Raw genomic sequence first — 18146 nt, 5'->3', positions numbered from 1 at the left:
GAATTGAAGTGTAGTCGTTGTTCCACTAATTTTTACACTTCACACACCATTTTTCTGAGCTTACGCTTTTTCTCTAATTAGGTCAGCTAAAAATACATCTCGCTTATGAATTGCTGAATTAGTTTGAATAGCCGAAATAAACTTCTGTTTGATGCCGTAGATTTTTACTTGTTTAACAGCTCTGGTAATAGCTGTATATATCCATGAATTATCGACTAATCGGCTGTTTTCGAGTGCAATAATTGCAGTGTCAAACTGGCTGCCTTGAGCTTTATGGAGTGTTATTGCATAGGAAAGCATAATGTCATCAGCTGCTGGAATTTGAATAACCCGTCCGTCATCAACTTTTATTTGAATAGCATTCGAGTCTTGAGACAAAACAAAACCGAGTGTTCCATTTTGAACATCAAGGTTATAATCGTTTTTTGTGAATATTATTGGGTCATTAACCCTGATACCAGTTCGTTCCCCAGATACGATTATTTCTTCTGAATTGTTCAGTTTTGCTTGGCATATTTGATTAATTCTGTGTGCCATCTTCCTTGTAGCGCAAAGAACTTGTGTTCCTTCACTAAAGGATTCTAAGCATCTGTCTGCAATAGATCGGGTGTCTATTTCGACAAACTGTATGTCTTTGTAAGACAAGCTAACGGGGATCGCTTGCTCTCTTATGGATTTGGTATATGCGGGAATACCTGTGGTTTCATCCTGCCTTTGAACTATGTCAAGTTCAGTTACAGGAACAGCTCCACAATCAACCAATTCAGACAAAACTAAACCTTTACCGATAGGCGGTAATTGAGCAGAGTCACCAACAAATAAAAATTTGGTGTTGGCTGGGACTGAAGTGATAATTGAGAATAAGGATAGTATATCAAGCATTGATGATTCATCGATAACAATAATATTTGGCTGGGAACTATCAAGATTATTATTAGAAAGGAACTTATAAATAGTCATGGTGTTAAATCCAATCGACTCCCGTAAACGTTTTGCCGCTCTACCTGATACAGCCATTGAATATATATTGTACCCTAAAGAAAAATAGGTTCTTGTTATCGTTTTTAATACTGTGGTTTTACCTGTTCCTGCTCCGCCTACTATGACACTGATATTATTTAAAACAGCATTATAAACACCTTCAATTTGCTTTGGTGCTAACTTGAAAGGATTTTGTTGTAACGAATGGTCTATAGCGCATCTGGTTTCATCGTTATCCGAACGATCAAATCTCAACAAATTATTGATACGTTTAGCTATTGTACTTTCCATAATGAAAAGTGGAGTAGGGTGTACGGATTTTGATTGCTTGTTGTAGAAAAAGCCAAGATTCTTTTTTGTTTTGATCAGCGCATCAATGACTAATGAGTGATTACCAATTTGAGATCTGAGTTTGTTATATAACACATTCAAGTTTGCATATGTATGACCATGTGAACAATGTTCATTAAGAACATTTTCTACAATGGCACTTAGACGTCTTACGTCATCATCTAAAACATTAAAACAACGCTTGGCGATTTCATCAACTGCATTAAATCCCATACCAAATATTTGAAGAATGTAGGGATTATTATTAATTTGCGCAACGGTATCAACATTATGGAATTTAAATAGTTTTTGCTGTGTTGAAGGAGGAACTTTTAACTCAGCAAAATAAGCTGCATATTTCAGATTTTCAAATTGTCGGTAACCATTCTTTAGAGGAACAGCAAACTTTCGAAAGTCTGGATGCGACTCTACTTTTGATAAGTCGCCTAGCTCCAACATCTTTAGCAGTTCAAGACCAAATTCATTGAACAATTTGCCTGCGGCCACAATTCCAATGCCTTCAAATTTTGGCTCTTTGATAATAAAGTCTTTAAATTCTTCGGCAGTCTCAGGCATTACCATTTTTGCTGAGTCGGGTGGAGTAAAGCGTATATTGGTTACAGAATACTTGCCAGTTTCTTGTTGAACAAGTTTAGGTGAGCCTATAACTTCCCATATTTGCCCTTTTGCCGGGATAGCATTACAACTGAAAGACGGAAGAATTACTGTTACATAAGAACGAGCTGATGTATTTGTAAAATGAATGCCTTTACTAACAATCATGCCATTTAGGTGAGTAGTTGTGCCATCTGACTTAACAACGCTAGTAACTTTTATTCTAATATTTGAAGTTGTGTTAATCACTCAGTAACCCCATTTCAGACACTACTTCTTTTAACTCCTGAAGTTTAGATAGTTCTGCTTTTAACTCCAAAACTTGCTGGGTCAACTTTCCATTCACCCTCTCTAATTGCGCTATTTTAGCGGCACTTAGATCTCTGATTGGAAAAATATTTCTATCAACATCAGCTACTGAACCTTTTGGGGATTTCGTTTTATTTCCTAATACTCCTTGGTGGCTCAGATAATCTTCGAATTCGTCTATTAACTGTATTAGTTGGGAGTTGGTTTTAAAGGCTGTTCTTCCGATGCCAGCCTCTTTGCATATAATGGAACGATTAAGCCTTCCCCTATAAACCATTTGGGTAAGGTCTTCTTTGCTTATTGAAGCTTTCCAAGCTAAAAACTTATCGATATTATTCTGTTGACTCACAATTCTTCATCCTCTTCATCCTCTTCATGGATGTTGTTTAGTTTTTTTCGTTCAAGCTCACGAAGAAAAAAAGGAGAAAGAGTACGCTCAACATTTCGATGAATACCTGTAGCTTTAATTTCGGTTATGATTTTAATAACCGTATCAACATTTTGCTTTAATTGTTCTTTTGATTCTTCTACCTGCTCTCTGAGGGTTGCATTAGCCTTGATTAATTCTGCACGGCTTTGAGTTGAACCATTTCGAAGGCTATCACCTAAAGTTCCACCCACTTCATCTAATTGAGTTTTCTTATAGTGTTCAATAAGACTTTTTCTTGAAGTTAATGTACTGATAGCACCAGATATGATTCCCTTTGATTTGAGCCGATTATATAAATTCTTATTTGAAATAGGGGATACATCAAAACCTTCACGCACCATAGCTCTAAGTTCTTTTTCAATGGCATCATTTAATTGCTGACCGACTAATTTTTTCATGATTTGGCTTTCTCTAAATGTTCTTTTTTTCTGTGTTCAATGGCGAAAATGGTAGCTAGCGATTTTGGTTTTTTATGATGATCGAATTCAATAAGATTTATTTTTTGCTTCGTTGCCTCAATTTTATTTGAATTGACATTAATTTCCATTAGTGACTCTCGTCTTCTTTTGAAATCAACTGAAAGCTCTTGATACTCCTCAAGTGATAAGTCGCCATTACTGAAAAGTAGCTCTATTTCTCGAAGTTGATTTCGAAGCGATTCACGTTTACTTTCAAGTTTTATTTGATCGTCAGCTCTCCCTATGACGGTAAAATATGGACATGGTGAACCATCCTGACACCGCATTGAATATGGGCATGACCAAGCTTTCAAGTTTCTCATGCAACTTCCAAAATCGAGGGAGTACAAATATGCATGTCGTTCAATCAATTCATTAGATTGTTCATTAGCTGAGGCAACGCCAAGACCTGCCATTAGGTCGATTCCACTCGATTCGAAAACATCTGAAACTAACGAGGTTACATCTTGAGTAGTAGTGAATGAATGTGTGTTTTGAGCAATACCATTAGCTAAATTTAGGTCAGGGTTTATTGATATTTGAGCAGTTTCCTTTATGAGCTCCATTGGGTTAGAACTAGACGGCTCTTGCACAGTTACTGTTTTATCGAATATATCTAATTGATTTCCGGAAAAAGAAGCGTCACTCGCCATGGCTCTTTCTTGAATTGCAAGATGTTGATATGCAGAGTTTTGTGTAATATCAACACGCCCCATTATTGCAGCTTGTATGTGATCAGTTATTCCAGCGATTGCTAAGAAAGTGTTAATAGTATGTCGTGGCATATGTGTTGTGAGAGAAGGGTGGTTACCATTCTCATCAGTCAATCCATATTTCTTAAAAATTGAAGTACCAGATTGACCATCTGCTGCACCAAGAAATTTACTCATGTCATGTATGGATATCAACGCTGGCAGAGGCTTTATCACCTGTGTTTTTATAAGTGCAAGAGAACCTTCTGGGGCAATAAAAAGGATATCTTCATAACAAACTCTTACATTTTTTCCTGTTTTTGAATCCTGAAAGTTCAGAATGAAATCGCTGCTCAAAGATTTCGACTTTAAAACACGCTCTTGTAAATATGTTTCTATATCACGAGCAGAATAGTATTGTACTTTTCTCCTAGAATTAACAAATTCTATCCGTAATGGCTCTATTTTAGCTTTTTTTAATGCTCGGTTCGTAAAGTCCCGTCTTTGGCTCTCACCTTTTTGTGCAGTTTCTGAAAGTGATTCAACAATATAATCTGTAATGTCGTCAATAGGAATCTCAATCTTAGCTTGAAGCTCAATAGGCAACAACGTATTGAAATTATGTTTACGACACTCTGAGATATGAGTTCGAAGTTTTTTTGTCAGTTTTAAAGTATCTTCGTAAATTATTTCTACCAGTGAAATTGCCAAGGGTTCAACCCAATGAGTTCTTGTTCCAGCAGATTTTTCACCGACATATTTTATGCCCAGATAATAAGGTGTGAGTCCTTTTTCCTTTAGAATATTTATAGCTTCAGAATCATCTATCTCAAGCTTCTTTAATGAATCAGTTCGAAGGCGTGCGCATTCCCCGAACCGAAAGCCAGTCACCATTAGTAGTAATAGCATATTAAGTAATATTTTTTCGCCATCTGTTGATACCATACTCCGTAATGCAACGATGTTGAGGAATGTCTGGATTGAAATCAACTTGTCGCTATCGTCTTCGTCAGTTTCTTCGACATATTCTGCATTGTGAAATTTCTCAGCGGCTTCTTTAGCCTTTGCAGTCGCTTCTGAAGAAGCACGTTTTTGCGTAACATTAAAAGATATGGGGGTTAATGTAACAGCCAAAACGGTTAAACGTTTACAAAGACTACGCATTGCAGTCTGGCTGTCAGCAACACCATTTGTTTTTTTTGCGATGGCTGTACAGTGTGCCGTCATGGTATGAAGGATTATATCGTTATTGATAACATGAACATCAGGCTTTATATGACCATTAACTAAGAGTTGAATATAAACTTTTTTTATAAGTAATAAATCTCGATTCAGTGCTGACATAGAGACTTTTCTATTCTTGAGTTTTATTAAATAGCACATGAAAGCTTTAATAAAATCCCTGAACTCTTTATGAACTCCTACAGTTAAATCAACTTCATTATCGCCCTCAAAATATATTCCTTTTTTGAAGGTCGTTAGCTTATTGAAATTTAAAGTAGCAGTTTTTGCACCTGAGAATACACCTTTATTTTGGGTGTTAGCACTCCAACTATCGTCATCCCAATTAAATGATACATCATGGCGAATGACTGTATCGAAATAGGCTTTATACTCAGAGATGAATAATTTCAGGTTTTGCATATTTTGTTTCATTAAAGTGTACCTATCGACAATCGATTAATAACCATTTTTACCTCAGCTTTCAAATCAGTAAGAACACTCAATGCTGGGTTTTTGGAGTTACCGCAAGATTCACTTACAACTAATGTTTCAATCAATTCTTTATTAACGCTAGCAAGGACAGATTTATGTTTATCTAAAATGTTAAAAGGTCTGAAATGAAAACAACCGTAGCAAGATCGTACCTTTGCTAAAAGACATTGCTTATCAGGTCGTTGACATCCACCCACTTTAATGTGTAATTGATCTCCTATTGCTCCTGTAACAGTTCGCCCATTCCATTCACTAGATTCAACTATATAGCCCGTTAACATTAAGTTAACCATGTTTTCCCATACGGGATTTTCACCAAGCGCACGACTTTTTAATAACGCTAAGTCTGGCGTGGCTGATATATAGTAACTGGCCGCTATCAATGAAGTATGTCCAAGCTGTTGGGCAATTTCCTCAGCACTAGCACCTCCCAATGCTAATGAGTGTCCTACGTTGTGACGAAAACAACTAGAAGTAAGCCTCGGTAAAGTGAACTCACCATATTTCACGTTTTTTTGAACATCTTGGGGCTGTATTGAAAGTAAGGCATGTTGAAGCCTTGAATTAATATAGTTCGTAATATCTGCACTTTTTAGCCAAAAGCGATCATCCAACTTTAGCTGATTGCGTGTAATATACTCCTTAATAAGAAGACCTAATTCTGCTGGCAATGCAATTTTAACTGTCTGTGTAGTTATTTTACTTTGTTTCGCGTAAGGCAAATCAAGGCTATAACGATAGAGCCCTGTTTCGTTATCACTAGTATCCAATTTAAAGTTATTTACAGTGATTCCAGCATATTGAATAGGTCGAAGCCCAACATAGTAAAACAAGCCAATAATAGTCAGATTTGTTAGCGTATTACTTTCGATATTTTTTCTCTTTTTGCTTGCAACCATTAAAGCTCTGGTTATTTGTCCCTTTAAAGCTGAAGGGAAAGCATTTTCAATATCTTGATATTTATGGAAATTGTTAGATGAGTTTGGGGTGGGGATGTGAGGGATTTTGTCAAGAGCGCTGGCTGGAAATCTAGGACAATCTAGTTGGCACAAGAATCGAAAAACACTCTTTACAGCAAAATAGCGCTCAGGTGATTCATCAAGTAAATACGGAGTTTCAAGTTCTTTCAAAAACCACTCAGAGGAAAATTCTTCTAATGTAAATGCAAATACAATCAAAGCAAACTGAGTGTTTCTGATAACTTTTCCTGAATTAATCATTGACACGCAATAGTATTTTGCAAGTTTCCTCAGGATAATATTTTTTATTTTTGGAAAAGTGAGAGTTTCACTTCTTCCACCTATATTAAAATTCCATTTTTCATCACTTGTGAAAGCTTCAGCATTATCAAACTTGGAGGAGGTTTGTTGTTTAACGGTATCCTGTAACTTGATCTTGTCAATAAATTCTATTTGTTCAAGCGTCAAAGTTGCGTTGGTTTCATGTTGGCTATTTATCAATTGAGGACTCATCAATGTTCCTTAAAAAAATTGGTAATTCGATATTAAAATGCTTAAAGGCATCTTCTTTAAACTTTGACATGCTCAATTCATTTGCACGTTTAGCGATAAACCTTTTGCCATAATAAGCAGGCATTTGTGATCTTGCAGACCAGCCCCCAAGACTTCTTAAGTGATCGATTGCTGATTTCATAATGCCTTTGGGGTCTACAGCTCCAGCCTTTATGAAATCAGCCGTATACCTGCGAAATATATGCTCAAGCTGAAAGTAAGCCCAAGTGTGGCGTAACATATGAGGGGAAATAGTTTGTAAATGGTCAGACTTAGTAATATCAAAATGATGTGGAAACAGTTTTTTCATTCTATTACTGGCATCTATTATTATCTTTCTGGCTCCTTGATATGAAAGAGGAGACGCATTGGTACTTGACGAAGTGAAAAGAAAATCATGTTGGCTTATTAATTTAACTTGTGACATAAACCCTTTAACAATCATATAATCTTGTTGTGAAATCTCTAACTCTCTGTGACTACTAGCAGTTTTAATTGATGGTTTTTTTGAGCGAGGGTCAACATTGTCTTCAAGGTTAGTAACCATCATGAAAAATTTAGTTTCAGAAAAGTTTGGTTTGAATGACGAGCCACGTAATAAAAGAGCTTCTCCAATTCTCAAGCCATAACTAGACAAGAATCTAAGTAAAATGTGATCTCTGTATTGTCTATATACAGAGTTAGATACTTTGCCTAACCCATCTTTTGTTGGATTTGTTGGCACAGGAAACACAGAAACAAAATCTCTAAATTGATTTTCATTAAGGCTTTTATAATCGTTTTTGTGTTTGTCAGAGGAGTAACTCGAATATTGCTTCTTTTTTTGGCTTAACAAGGCAAGAATGTTTCGTCTACATAATTCAACCTCATCAGGTGCTTTAGTAATGTAATGTGGTGATATATAGTTGGATATTAACTGCTCGATAAATCGGCAGACAGAATGATAATGCGCTGCATTAGTGCTATATGCCTCAGTAGGAACGTCATAAGGTGAAGCTTTAAGGCTATAGACATTTTTTGCTTGCTCAATTCTAGAGTTGTTCAAATAAAGCCAAAAACCATCAAGTAATTCAATCATCGATAATAAAGTCTTACCCGAAAAGTTACTTTTGATCATTGAAAAGTCGAGAGATTGACCTTCTTTGGTTAACCAGTACTCGTAGAAAAATTTAATACTAGTTAATTCTTTCTGTTGATAATTAACTGACTTCCTATGAAGACTGTGAATGCAATATGTCAAAGAAAGAAAAGTAGGGAGCAATGTCTGTGAGTCAATCAGGCTAACTCTCTTATCATCAATTTTTAAAACCTTTAGCATGTAGTAATTTACCTATATAATCTAAATCCAAGTATTAAATGATGCATAAACATTATCTATAATACCCATATTTACAGACAACCAAACTTTAAACAAGGAAAAGTATTTATTATTTCTCGGTTAGATAAATTAAATTATGAGTAAATACTTTTTAATAGATTGCAAACATCAGAAGAATCTCAGTCGCTTGATATTCTTAATATCAAAAAATCATTTAACAGAACTCAAAGCTAATGCGTGTTTGGGTGACATAGAACACAAATGAATATTTAATTTGTGCATATAAAGTGGTGTAAATTAGTTGTGAAAGTTTACTTGTTAACTCTGATTCATTAATGCAGATAAATACCATTATCGGCATTATATTTTGGCTGGTAAATTTACATCTACATTTTAAGATGTAGTAAATCAGTAGTGTTGGGTATTTAACATAATATACATTGTGCGCATACTTATATGTTCTACTTTAATCGATACCCTCAAGGTGATTAAGCGATTTGTTTGCTGCACTTTGAGCTCGTTCAACGTCTGATGTATGTATATATTGTGATGTAGTGTCTATGCTTTCATGCCCAGCGTCGGCCTGAACGTGTGCTAATGGCCTGTTATTTAAGTTGATGTCGTGACTGATCCCTGTATGTCTAATATTGTGAGCACTAAGCTGTTTCATTTGTATTGCATCTTGTTCAAAACCTGCTTCTTGTGCAGCTTGTGCTGCTAAATCAATAATATTCTGAATGTCTTCACGTACTTGCCTAATACCAAGGTTAGCGTTGATAATTCCTGTTTGACGGCCACGACCTGCGGCTTTATGCCTAATAAATAATGGAGTTGTTTCATTGCTTGATGGTAAGTCTGTTAGTTCTAAGTGCTTTCTGTATTCTTTAAACGCTTCTAATAGCGAGTTTGATACAGTTACGGTTCTTTTTTTCCCACCTTTGCTTTGAGGAATATGAAATAACCACACACCAGTTTGACGATTTTGAATAAATTGGCCCATCACTGGTGAATACCCAGAGCGTGCAGAAACGTCTGAAATTCGTAAATAACAAGAATAAAGCAATTGAACTAAAAACTTGTGTCTTTTAAATACTATTGGGTTTTCATTGGCCAAACTTGTTACTGTGGACATTACATACGACCATTGTAAATCTGTAAATATCGGCAATACTGGCTCTGAGTTATCTAATTTAAAGTTTTTGTGCTTTGAGAATCGACTGTGATTCATCCAAATTTGAGCGACATTTTTCTCACAGTATTCTTCGGTTATTAGATATGTATAGAATGATGACAAAATACCAAGTTTAGTTTTTAATGCGTTGTCGCTTAACTCGTATGGTATTGGCTCGCCATCTACCTTTTTACCGACAAAGGGTTTCCAAGCAGAATTTGGAATACGATCTTTTTCAGCTTTGCCTTTGAATTGCGCGACATTAAAATAACCAATGAGTTCACTTGGTGGATTTTGGCAATAGTTAATGTACTTGGCCATATCTTTTCGAGTCATTTCTATCGGTGATAATGAAGCAACATCAAAACACCAATGTAAGAAAGTTGTGAGTTCGCTACGGTATGCTTTGTAGTTATTTTCGTGATTTTTTTGCTCATAAAGCCAATCCGTGCTGTGTTCTAATAAAATACCCGCATCGGTTACATTTGAAAGGCTTATATTAGTTATATATTGGTTTACAAAGCTATTGCCCTGAAAAAGAAATTCTGGTTTATCGAACAGAGGGATTACAAGAGGCAAAGTCAAATTCATTATTTTATTTCATGTAAATTGCCGATAATGGTGTTTATCGGCATTAACTCATAATTGTAAGTTAACATGAATAAATGGATTTTTTCGGTTATTTTTATTTCGGTTGTTCAATTGCTATAAATATAGACAATTATAAAGCTTAATTCTTTTTACCGTTTATTATCTGCGAGAAAATCAAAAAAAACACTCACAGCTTTTCCGTTAACTTCAGCTGATATAAATAATCGCCACACCATATAACCACTGGCACATGAGCCTAATATAAAGTCGGAAGAATAATGCGATTTATCAACGCCTTTCAGAGTTACTGGAATAACTCCCATGAACATATCTCTACCCTCAACTCTGGCACTAATCGCATCCACCTTCTGATTAGTTTGAAGTGTTAAATGCAACATTTTCTCGCTTGGGATTGTTTCTGGGTTGATCAAAATAGAGAAATCTACCCCTGCTACTTTCTTATTACATGAACCCACAGAAAATTGACATAAAGACCTATCATTTTGGTCGGGTTTTATATTTTCATCTGTTTTTTTGCCACACCCCTGCACTACTAGGATAATGATAATTAAGGTAAATATTTTTGTAATCGATAGTTTACGCACTTTAACAAGCCTTTAATGATATATCGTTCACATACTGGGCTGTAACATGATCCAGATCAATTTTAGCCATGCTCAGTCAGTATCTTTTTTTGATGAGCTAAAGTATCATACCCTTGCTTGAAAAACGTCACAAATGTTGATCAAGTAACGTATCGACACAGTATTTACTTTTTAATGATAAAAATTAAATGCTTGTGTTATTTAATCTAGTAAAGTTTTACTTTGCTAAAGTAAAAGTAATAAGCAGTGGAAGCACTATGATGAACCATTCCCAGCCTACAGGCGCTGATTACAATTATACCATTGTTCGTCAATTTGCCCTCACAACAGTATTGTGGGGAATTATTGGTATGGCAGTTGGTGTACTTATTGCGGCCCAGTTAATCTGGCCTGCGCTAAACTTTGAAACTCCCTGGTTAACGTATAGTCGTTTACGACCTTTACATACTAATGCGGTGATTTTTGCGTTTGGTACTTCAGCCCTTTTTGCTACCTCCTACTATATTGTTCAACGTACCTGTCAAACTCGACTGTTTGCGCCAAAATTAGCGGCGTTTACATTCTGGGGTTGGCAAGCAATCATTTTGTCAGCAGTAATCACATTACCTCTTGGTTTAACAAGTAGTAAAGAATATGCTGAATTAGAATGGCCAATTGATATCGCTATTACCATTGTATGGGTAGCATATGCAGTTGTTTTCTTCGGTACCATTATTAAACGAACCACGTCCCATATTTATGTGGCTAACTGGTTCTTCGGTGCTTTCATCATAACCGTTGCAGTGTTGCACATTGTTAATTCAATGGCGATTCCTGTCAGCCTATTTAAGTCATATTCATTGTACTCTGGCGCCATCGATGCCATGGTTCAATGGTGGTATGGTCACAATGCAGTTGGATTCCTGCTTACCGCTGGTTTCCTAGGTATGATGTACTATTTTGTACCTAAGCAAGCTGGTCGTCCTGTCTATTCGTATCGTTTATCAATTGTTCATTTTTGGGCATTGATCGCACTTTACATTTGGGCTGGCCCGCACCATTTGCATTATACAGCCCTTCCTGACTGGACACAGTCTTTAGGTATGGTGATGTCTCTGATTTTATTCGCACCTTCATGGGGCGGTATGATCAACGGTATTATGACCTTGTCTGGTGCATGGCATAAACTCCGGACTGACCCTATCCTTCGTTTCTTGATTGTTTCATTATCTTTCTATGGTATGTCTACCTTTGAAGGTCCAATGATGGCGATTAAAACAGTTAATGCACTTTCGCATTATACGGACTGGACTGTTGGTCATGTACATTCTGGTGCACTAGGTTGGGTTGCTATGGTTTCTATCGGTTCTCTTTACCATTTGATTCCTGTTTTATACAACCAAGGCCGTATGTATAGCACTAATTTAATTAATGTACATTTCTGGTTAGCAACAATTGGTACTGTTTTATACATAGTATCAATGTGGATTTCTGGTGTAATGCAAGGATTAATGTGGCGCGCTGTGAACTCTGATGGAACTCTAACCTATAGCTTCGTTGAAAGTATTGAAGCATCTTACCCGTTCTACTTTGTTCGTTTCTTGGGTGGCGCTTTCTTCTTAACAGGTATGTTTATTATGGCATATAACGTTATCAAGACAGTTAAAGCACCTGCCGGCTCTTTGCCTAAACCAGCTGAAGCATAAGGAGTAGATACGATGAAATTTAATCATGAGTTTGTTGAAAAAAACATCGGTCTGCTTGGTATCTTTACTGTTATTGCAATTAGTTTTGGTGGTTTAGTACAAATCACCCCACTGATTTTTCAGAAAGATACTACAGAACCTGTAAAAGGTCTTAAACCATATACTGCGCTTGAGCTAGAAGGTCGTGATATCTACATCAAAGAAGGTTGTCACGTATGTCACAGCCAGATGATCCGCCCTCTTCGTGCTGAAACTGAACGTTATGGTCACTACTCTGTCGCTGGCGAATCAGTATGGGAACATCCGTTCTTGTGGGGTTCTAAGCGGACAGGTCCTGATCTTGCTCGTGTAGGTGGTCGTTATAGTGATAAATGGCATGAAGTACATTTATTAGACCCGCGCGCAGTAGTACCACAATCAAACATGCCAGCATTTCCATGGCTTGCTGATAACACACTAGATGGTGAGTTAACAGGCAAAAAAATGGAAGTCTTCAGAGGGTTTGGTGTTCCTTACACTGATGAAGAAATTGCTAATGCAAAAGCAGCAGTTGAAGGTAAAACTGAGCTTGAAGCGTTGATTGCGTATCTACAGTCATTGGGGCACGCCCTCAAGTAAGGAGGCAATATATGGATTACGGCACATTGCAAGGAATTATTACAGTTATTGTAATGCTAGTCTTTATCGGTATATTCGCTTGGGCTTATGGCTCGCGACGTAAATCTCGATTTGACGAAGCGGCCAACCTTGTTTTCTCTGATGAAGATGATTCTAAGCAGCTGAAAAACAAGGACTCAGGAGAGCAAAAGTAATGTTGATGAGTAGCTTCTGGAGTATATGGATCACAGTAATATCTTTATTTGTGATTGCAGGATGTTTCATCCTACTTCGACTCGTTTCAAAAAATAACACAGGTGTTAAAGAAGGTGAGTCTATGGGACACTCCTTTGATGGCATCGAAGAACTTAATAACCCACTACCTAAGTGGTGGAGTTATATGTTTTACGTCACTATTGTTTTTGGGGTTATCTACCTGATTTTATATCCAGGTTTAGGTAATTTCCAAGGCGTGCTTAAGTGGAGTAGTTCTAACCAAAGTATTGGTACAGAACAAGGTATTAAAGCGGATTCTAAGGCTGCAGTTTTAGCAGCTAAAGAAAATGGGCATTATGTACAGTACGACCAAGAAGTTAAAAAGGCCGATGATACATATGGTCCTATTTTCGCAGCATACTTAGCTACCCCGCTTGAGGAACTTGTTAAGAACAAAGACGCTTTGAATGTTGGTAAACGTTTATTCGTTCAAAACTGTGCTCAATGTCATGGATCTGATGCTCGAGGTGGTATTGGCTTCCCTAACCTAACAGATGGTGCATGGTTGTATGGTGGCGATTTAGCTTCGATTAAAACGTCAATCATGAGTGGTCGAAATGGTTTTATGCCGCCTAAAGGTGGTTTACCAATCGAAGATAGTGAACTTGCTGGATTGACTGAATATTTATACCAAATCTCTGGTCATGAAGTTAATGCTGAATTAGCAACCCAAGGTCAAGGTTCATTTATGAAAGGCTGTTTTGCTTGTCATGGAATGGATGGTAAAGGTAATAAGTTTATGGGTGCGCCTAACCTAACTGATAATGCTTGGTTATACGGCGGATCTCGTAAATCAATCGAACAAAGCATTAAGTTTGGTCGAAGCGGTGCTATGCCAGCTTGGAAAGATGTACTTGGTGAAGAAAAGGTTCACGTAATCACAGCTTACGTTTACAGTTTGTCTAACCAATAATCTTTTTTATAGATATTTAAGGCCTCGTAATGTTCGAGGCCTTTTTTTTGATGCGTAGCCTAGCGGTTAGCGTTAAAATACAAGAAAAATTTATAGGTGCATATCATGGAAAAACCTGAAGCTTGGTATAAGCAATTTTGGCCTTGGTTCTTAATTATTCTCCCTTCTATTGTTATTATTGCAAGTGTCATCACTTTCAAAATTGCATTAGATAATGCAGATTCATTGGTTGCTGATGATTACTACAAGAAAGGTAAAGGTATCAATCAGGATATACACAAAATACAGAAAGCTCGGTCGCTAGGATTGCAGTTTTCAATTAATGTCCTTGATGACGAAGTACTGATAAAGCAGCATGGCGGCAAACCGTATAACGCTGCTTTGAATGTGGAATTTTATCACCCGACAATTCAACAAAAAGATTTTGCTGCATTAGCGTCAGCTGATGGTAACCATACATATCACATCACACTAAAAGAGCCTTTAGAAGGTGAATGGGAAATCAGAGTCGAAAATTTCAATAAAAGCTGGCGATTGCAAAAACGATTCAATCTTACAAGTGATGTTGAGCGCTGGTTAAACTAACTATTGGAAAGTACCTAGATTAGGTATGAATCATGTTATGAAAGAAGTGAGTTGTTTCCATTGTTCTGAACCTGTTTTATCTGGTCAAACTTTTACAACCGATATAAACGGACGTACAGAATTAATGTGCTGCGCCGGTTGCCAAGCTGTTGCACAAGCTATCATGGATGCTGGTCTTAATAATTATTATAAATTCAGAACTGAGCCAGGAAAAAAACAATCAACGCTCGTACCAGACGAGCTTAATAGTTTCAGTGCTTATGATTTAAATGAAGTTCAAAAAGAATTTGTTCATAATAAAAATGACATTCAATCAGTTTCTCTTTCGATTGATGGTATTACCTGTTCGGCTTGTGCTTGGTTAATCGAAAATAAGGTAAAACAACTTGCTGGTGTAGTAAAAGTTCTAGTTAACTCTACAACACAACGGGCAATCGTTGAGTGGGTTAACTCAGAAATTAAATTAAGTGCAATTCTTAATGTTATCAACAAAATTGGTTATGTGGCAGCTCCATTTCAAATAGACAAACAAGAAGAAAAAGCAGATAAAAATAGTCGACAATTTCTGTTAAGACTCGGGCTTGCAGGCTTTGCGACAATGCAAGTTATGATGTTTGCTTTGGCTTTATATCGTGGTTATTTTACTGACTTAGATATTGAATTTAGAGACTATTTTCGTTGGGTCAGCATGATTTTTGCGGCACCAGTTGCATTATATTCAGCGCAGCCTTTCTATTTTAGTGCTATCAGGTCAATTTTTGCTGGCAAGATTAATATGGATGTTGCAGTGTCGATTGCCATATTAGGTGCATTCTTTGCGAGCTGTATTGCAACGATTAACGGATCAGGCGAGGTATATTATGAATCCGTTTCAATGTTTACCTTTTTTCTTCTTTTAGGCCGTTATTTTGAACAAAAAGCGAAACAAAAAGCATCCGTTAACTCAAGTAACCTACATAAACTTGTACCATTAACAGCAAATCTTCTCACTGATAATAAAATAATAGAGGTTGCGGCCAAGCAACTTGAAGTTAACCAAATTATCTTAGTTAAACCCGGTGAGGTGATTGCTGCTGACGGCCTTATTATTGAAGGTTCAACCAGTATTAATGAGTCAATGTTGACGGGTGAGCATTTACCCGTAACAAAAAATATTGGAGCACAAGTGTTCGCGGGTACCATAAATGTAGAGCAACCTATTAAAGTCGAAATTAATGCTATTGGGAATGATCAATTTGTAGCAGAAATCATAAGGTTACAAGAGGTAGCGTCAAACAATCGCCCTGCTATTTCACTTTTAGTTGATAAACTTGCACGTTATTTTTCAGCAGGAGTGCTAAGCATTAGTTTTATCACCTACATCATTTGGTATTATTTCATTTCTTCAGAAGATGCTTTTTGGGTAACATTATCTGTTCTTGTTGCCACCTGCCCTTGTGCATTATCGCTTGCAACGCCAACAGCAGTAACTTGTGCAACAGCAATGTTCACGAAATTAGGGATCATTACACGTCGCTCGGGAGTTTTTGAGACCTTACCCCAAATCCAGCAAGTTATTTTCGATAAAACTGGAACTTTGACCTATGGTAACCTTTCAATAAAGTCCGTAGATACCTCTGTTTCAAATCAAAAAACAGACATACTTGAAATTATTGCTTCTCTAGAACATGGCTCTATTCATCCAGTTGCAAAAACTTTTTCACCCTACTACCGCAATGATAAATATCAAGTTCATTCTATAAAGCATCATGTAGGAAAAGGACTTTTAGGTAAAATTGGTGAACATAAATATAAAGTAGGCAGCTTTAGTTTTGTATGTCTCCCGTTACAAAATATTAATTCTTCGGGACTTGCTTTTGAGCATGAAGCTGATGAATTAAATCACCAAACTATTTGGTTATCAAAAAATGATGAAATTATTGCCAGAATATCATTTGAAGATGTTATTCGTGTTGACGCATATGCCACGATAGATAACATTTTACAGCAAAAAATTAAGATCGTTATTGCCAGCGGTGATAATAAGGGTCCAGTAAAAATGGTCGCCGAGCAGCTTGGCGTGAGAAACATTCATCACAACTTATCGCCAAATGATAAACTTCAGCTTGTTAATGAATTTCAGGCTAATGGCAAAAAAGTCGCAATGTTTGGTGATGGAATTAACGATGCTCCAGTTCTAGCTGGTGCAGATTTATCTGTCGCTATTGGAAGCGGAACTGATATTGCAAAAAACAGTGCAGATTTAATCTTTTTAGGCGATAAACTTTCACGATTTAATGATGCTATAACGGTTGCTAAAAAGACAACCGCAATAATAAAGCAAAATTTATTTTGGGCGTTAGGTTACAACATTATTGTATTGCCATTAGCTGTTTCAGGTAATATTGCTCCCTACATCGCTGCAATTGGTATGTCACTTAGTTCATTAATTGTTGTATCAAACAGTTTGAGATTATTAAAGGAACCAACATGAGTATAATTTACGTATTGATTCCAATCGCAATGCTTTTTGTTGCAATTGCGGTAGGTATTTTTTTCTGGGCTGTTAAATCAGATCAATTTGATGATTTAAATCGACAAGGTTCGTCGATTTTGTTTGAAGATGAATCGCCAGAAAGTGAGGTTAACAAATCAAACGATATAAAAGTGTCAAACAATGATTAACTTTGATGTTTCAGGCGCCCTACTTGTTGGCTTAATGGGCGCTGGCCATTGTTTTGGTATGTGTGGAGGTTTAGTTGCTGCTTTTTCCAGTCAAACTACGACGGTAAAAATCGGTGAAAATCTATTATTAAAGCAAATATGGCTGCAATTGAGCTATAATTTTGGCCGCATAGTGAGTTATTCGCTAGCTGGAGCCATTGTTGGTGGTTCAGCAGCGTCATTAGGCTCATTTTTTGAAATTGATAATTATCTCATTGGGCTAAGAATATTCGCTGGCCTAATGATGATTATTACAGGTCTATATGTGTCACAAATATGGTTTGGATTAACCAAAATTGAAATTATTGGCAAGTTTTTATGGAAGTTCATACAACCCTTCGCTACAAAATTGCTGCCTATCCAAACAAGACCTAAGGCTATAATAGCTGGCCTTGTTTGGGGATGGTTACCCTGCGGGTTAGTTTATTCAATGTTAACTTGGGCTGTTGCTTCAGGGTCTGCTCTTGATGGCGCTACGATTATGGCTGCATTTGGATTAGGTACGCTTCCATCTTTACTGGCAGCAGGTGCAGCAGCAAAGACCGTATCTTCATGGCTACAACAACGTGCTATAAAAGTTGTTAGCGGTGTATCAATTATTTTATTTGGTATTCACACACTGTTCATAGCTGTTCAACAACTATCTTAGAACTGAAAATT

At 36.8% G+C, this 18146-nt stretch carries 16 protein-coding genes; 8 read left to right on the top strand and 8 right to left on the bottom strand.

Going from position 1 to position 18146, the window contains the following annotated elements; translation table 11 throughout:
* Positions 1-60: 60 nt before the first annotated feature.
* The 8 genes from E2I05_RS10875 to E2I05_RS10840 all read right to left on the bottom strand — a co-directional run bounded on the left by E2I05_RS10875 (position 61) and on the right by E2I05_RS10840 (position 10727).
* Positions 61-2175 carry an ATP-dependent DNA helicase gene (locus tag E2I05_RS10875; protein WP_121852520.1) on the bottom strand — a complete coding sequence of 705 codons (2115 nt, stop codon included), beginning with the start codon at positions 2173-2175 and terminating at the stop codon, positions 61-63.
* Positions 2168-2584: a VPA1267 family protein gene (locus E2I05_RS10870; protein ID WP_121852521.1), complete on the bottom strand. Its 417-nt coding sequence runs from the start codon at positions 2582-2584 to the stop codon at positions 2168-2170. The genes E2I05_RS10875 and E2I05_RS10870 overlap by 8 nt, the downstream gene beginning before the upstream one ends.
* Positions 2581-3063 carry a hypothetical protein gene (locus tag E2I05_RS10865; protein ID WP_121852522.1) on the bottom strand — a complete coding sequence of 161 codons (483 nt, stop codon included), beginning with the start codon at positions 3061-3063 and terminating at the stop codon, positions 2581-2583. The genes E2I05_RS10870 and E2I05_RS10865 overlap by 4 nt, the downstream gene beginning before the upstream one ends.
* Positions 3060-5471: a hypothetical protein gene (locus E2I05_RS10860; RefSeq protein WP_121852523.1), complete on the bottom strand. Its 2412-nt coding sequence runs from the start codon at positions 5469-5471 to the stop codon at positions 3060-3062. Before E2I05_RS10860 ends, E2I05_RS10865 begins: the two co-directional genes overlap by 4 nt.
* Positions 5471-7003 carry a site-specific integrase gene (locus tag E2I05_RS10855; protein WP_121852524.1) on the bottom strand — a complete coding sequence of 511 codons (1533 nt, stop codon included), beginning with the start codon at positions 7001-7003 and terminating at the stop codon, positions 5471-5473. The genes E2I05_RS10860 and E2I05_RS10855 overlap by 1 nt, the downstream gene beginning before the upstream one ends.
* Positions 6981-8360, bottom strand: coding sequence for a tyrosine-type recombinase/integrase (locus E2I05_RS10850; protein WP_121852525.1), 1380 nt, complete (start codon positions 8358-8360; stop codon positions 6981-6983). Before E2I05_RS10850 ends, E2I05_RS10855 begins: the two co-directional genes overlap by 23 nt.
* Positions 8361-8826: 466 nt before the next feature.
* The gene (locus E2I05_RS10845; RefSeq protein ID WP_121852543.1) at positions 8827-10116 is read right to left on the bottom strand and encodes a tyrosine-type recombinase/integrase; all 1290 of its coding nucleotides are present in this window, start codon (positions 10114-10116) and stop codon (positions 8827-8829) included.
* Positions 10117-10271: 155 nt separating this feature from the next.
* A complete protein-coding gene (locus E2I05_RS10840; protein WP_121852526.1) occupies positions 10272-10727 on the bottom strand; it encodes a hypothetical protein in 456 nt (151 codons plus the stop codon).
* A 257-nt stretch (positions 10728-10984) separates the two neighbouring features.
* On the opposite strand from E2I05_RS10840, the gene ccoN reads away from it, so the two are divergent.
* The 8 genes from ccoN to E2I05_RS10800 all read left to right on the top strand — a co-directional run bounded on the left by ccoN (position 10985) and on the right by E2I05_RS10800 (position 18135).
* Positions 10985-12412: a cytochrome-c oxidase, cbb3-type subunit I gene (gene ccoN, locus E2I05_RS10835; RefSeq protein WP_121852544.1), complete on the top strand. Its 1428-nt coding sequence runs from the start codon at positions 10985-10987 to the stop codon at positions 12410-12412.
* 12 nt (positions 12413-12424) lie between these two features.
* Positions 12425-13030, top strand: coding sequence for a cytochrome-c oxidase, cbb3-type subunit II (gene ccoO, locus E2I05_RS10830; RefSeq protein WP_121852527.1), 606 nt, complete (start codon positions 12425-12427; stop codon positions 13028-13030).
* Between the two features lie 11 nt (positions 13031-13041).
* Positions 13042-13224 carry a cbb3-type cytochrome oxidase subunit 3 gene (locus tag E2I05_RS10825; RefSeq protein ID WP_121852528.1) on the top strand — a complete coding sequence of 61 codons (183 nt, stop codon included), beginning with the start codon at positions 13042-13044 and terminating at the stop codon, positions 13222-13224.
* A gap of 5 nt (positions 13225-13229) precedes the next feature.
* A complete protein-coding gene (gene ccoP, locus E2I05_RS10820) occupies positions 13230-14198 on the top strand; it encodes a cytochrome-c oxidase, cbb3-type subunit III (protein ID WP_121852545.1) in 969 nt (322 codons plus the stop codon).
* A 105-nt stretch (positions 14199-14303) separates the two neighbouring features.
* Complete coding sequence (locus E2I05_RS10815) at positions 14304-14783, top strand: FixH family protein (RefSeq protein WP_121852529.1); 480 nt, start codon at positions 14304-14306, stop codon at positions 14781-14783.
* 37 nt (positions 14784-14820) lie between these two features.
* Positions 14821-17256 (top strand): heavy metal translocating P-type ATPase, encoded by a 2436-nt coding sequence (locus tag E2I05_RS10810; RefSeq protein ID WP_121852530.1) that lies wholly within the window; start codon positions 14821-14823, stop codon positions 17254-17256.
* Positions 17253-17447, top strand: a complete 195-nt coding sequence (ccoS, locus tag E2I05_RS10805) for a cbb3-type cytochrome oxidase assembly protein CcoS (protein WP_121852531.1) — start codon at positions 17253-17255, stop codon at positions 17445-17447. The genes E2I05_RS10810 and ccoS overlap by 4 nt, the downstream gene beginning before the upstream one ends.
* Positions 17440-18135 (top strand): sulfite exporter TauE/SafE family protein, encoded by a 696-nt coding sequence (locus tag E2I05_RS10800; RefSeq protein ID WP_121852532.1) that lies wholly within the window; start codon positions 17440-17442, stop codon positions 18133-18135. The genes ccoS and E2I05_RS10800 overlap by 8 nt, the downstream gene beginning before the upstream one ends.
* Positions 18136-18146: the final 11 nt, after the last annotated feature.

Origin of the sequence: Parashewanella spongiae, assembly GCF_004358345.1 — a bacterium.
GTDB classification, from domain to species: Bacteria; Pseudomonadota; Gammaproteobacteria; order Enterobacterales; family Shewanellaceae; genus Parashewanella; species Parashewanella spongiae.
Note: the sequence above shows the minus strand (reverse complement) of the source record. Positions and strands in the feature narration are given on the sequence as shown.

Coding starts and splice junctions, on each gene's coding strand:
- E2I05_RS10865 (WP_121852522.1), bottom strand. CDS start 3,063: ATGAAAAAATTAGTCGGTCAGCAATTAAATGATGCCATTGAAAAAGAA.
- E2I05_RS10860 (WP_121852523.1), bottom strand. CDS start 5,471: ATGAAACAAAATATGCAAAACCTGAAATTATTCATCTCTGAGTATAAA.
- E2I05_RS10855 (WP_121852524.1), bottom strand. CDS start 7,003: ATGAGTCCTCAATTGATAAATAGCCAACATGAAACCAACGCAACTTTG.
- E2I05_RS10850 (WP_121852525.1), bottom strand. CDS start 8,360: ATGCTAAAGGTTTTAAAAATTGATGATAAGAGAGTTAGCCTGATTGAC.
- ccoN (WP_121852544.1), top strand. CDS start 10,985: ATGATGAACCATTCCCAGCCTACAGGCGCTGATTACAATTATACCATT.
- ccoO (WP_121852527.1), top strand. CDS start 12,425: ATGAAATTTAATCATGAGTTTGTTGAAAAAAACATCGGTCTGCTTGGT.
- E2I05_RS10825 (WP_121852528.1), top strand. CDS start 13,042: ATGGATTACGGCACATTGCAAGGAATTATTACAGTTATTGTAATGCTA.
- ccoP (WP_121852545.1), top strand. CDS start 13,230: ATGAGTAGCTTCTGGAGTATATGGATCACAGTAATATCTTTATTTGTG.
- E2I05_RS10815 (WP_121852529.1), top strand. CDS start 14,304: ATGGAAAAACCTGAAGCTTGGTATAAGCAATTTTGGCCTTGGTTCTTA.
- E2I05_RS10810 (WP_121852530.1), top strand. CDS start 14,821: ATGAAAGAAGTGAGTTGTTTCCATTGTTCTGAACCTGTTTTATCTGGT.
- ccoS (WP_121852531.1), top strand. CDS start 17,253: ATGAGTATAATTTACGTATTGATTCCAATCGCAATGCTTTTTGTTGCA.
- E2I05_RS10800 (WP_121852532.1), top strand. CDS start 17,440: ATGATTAACTTTGATGTTTCAGGCGCCCTACTTGTTGGCTTAATGGGC.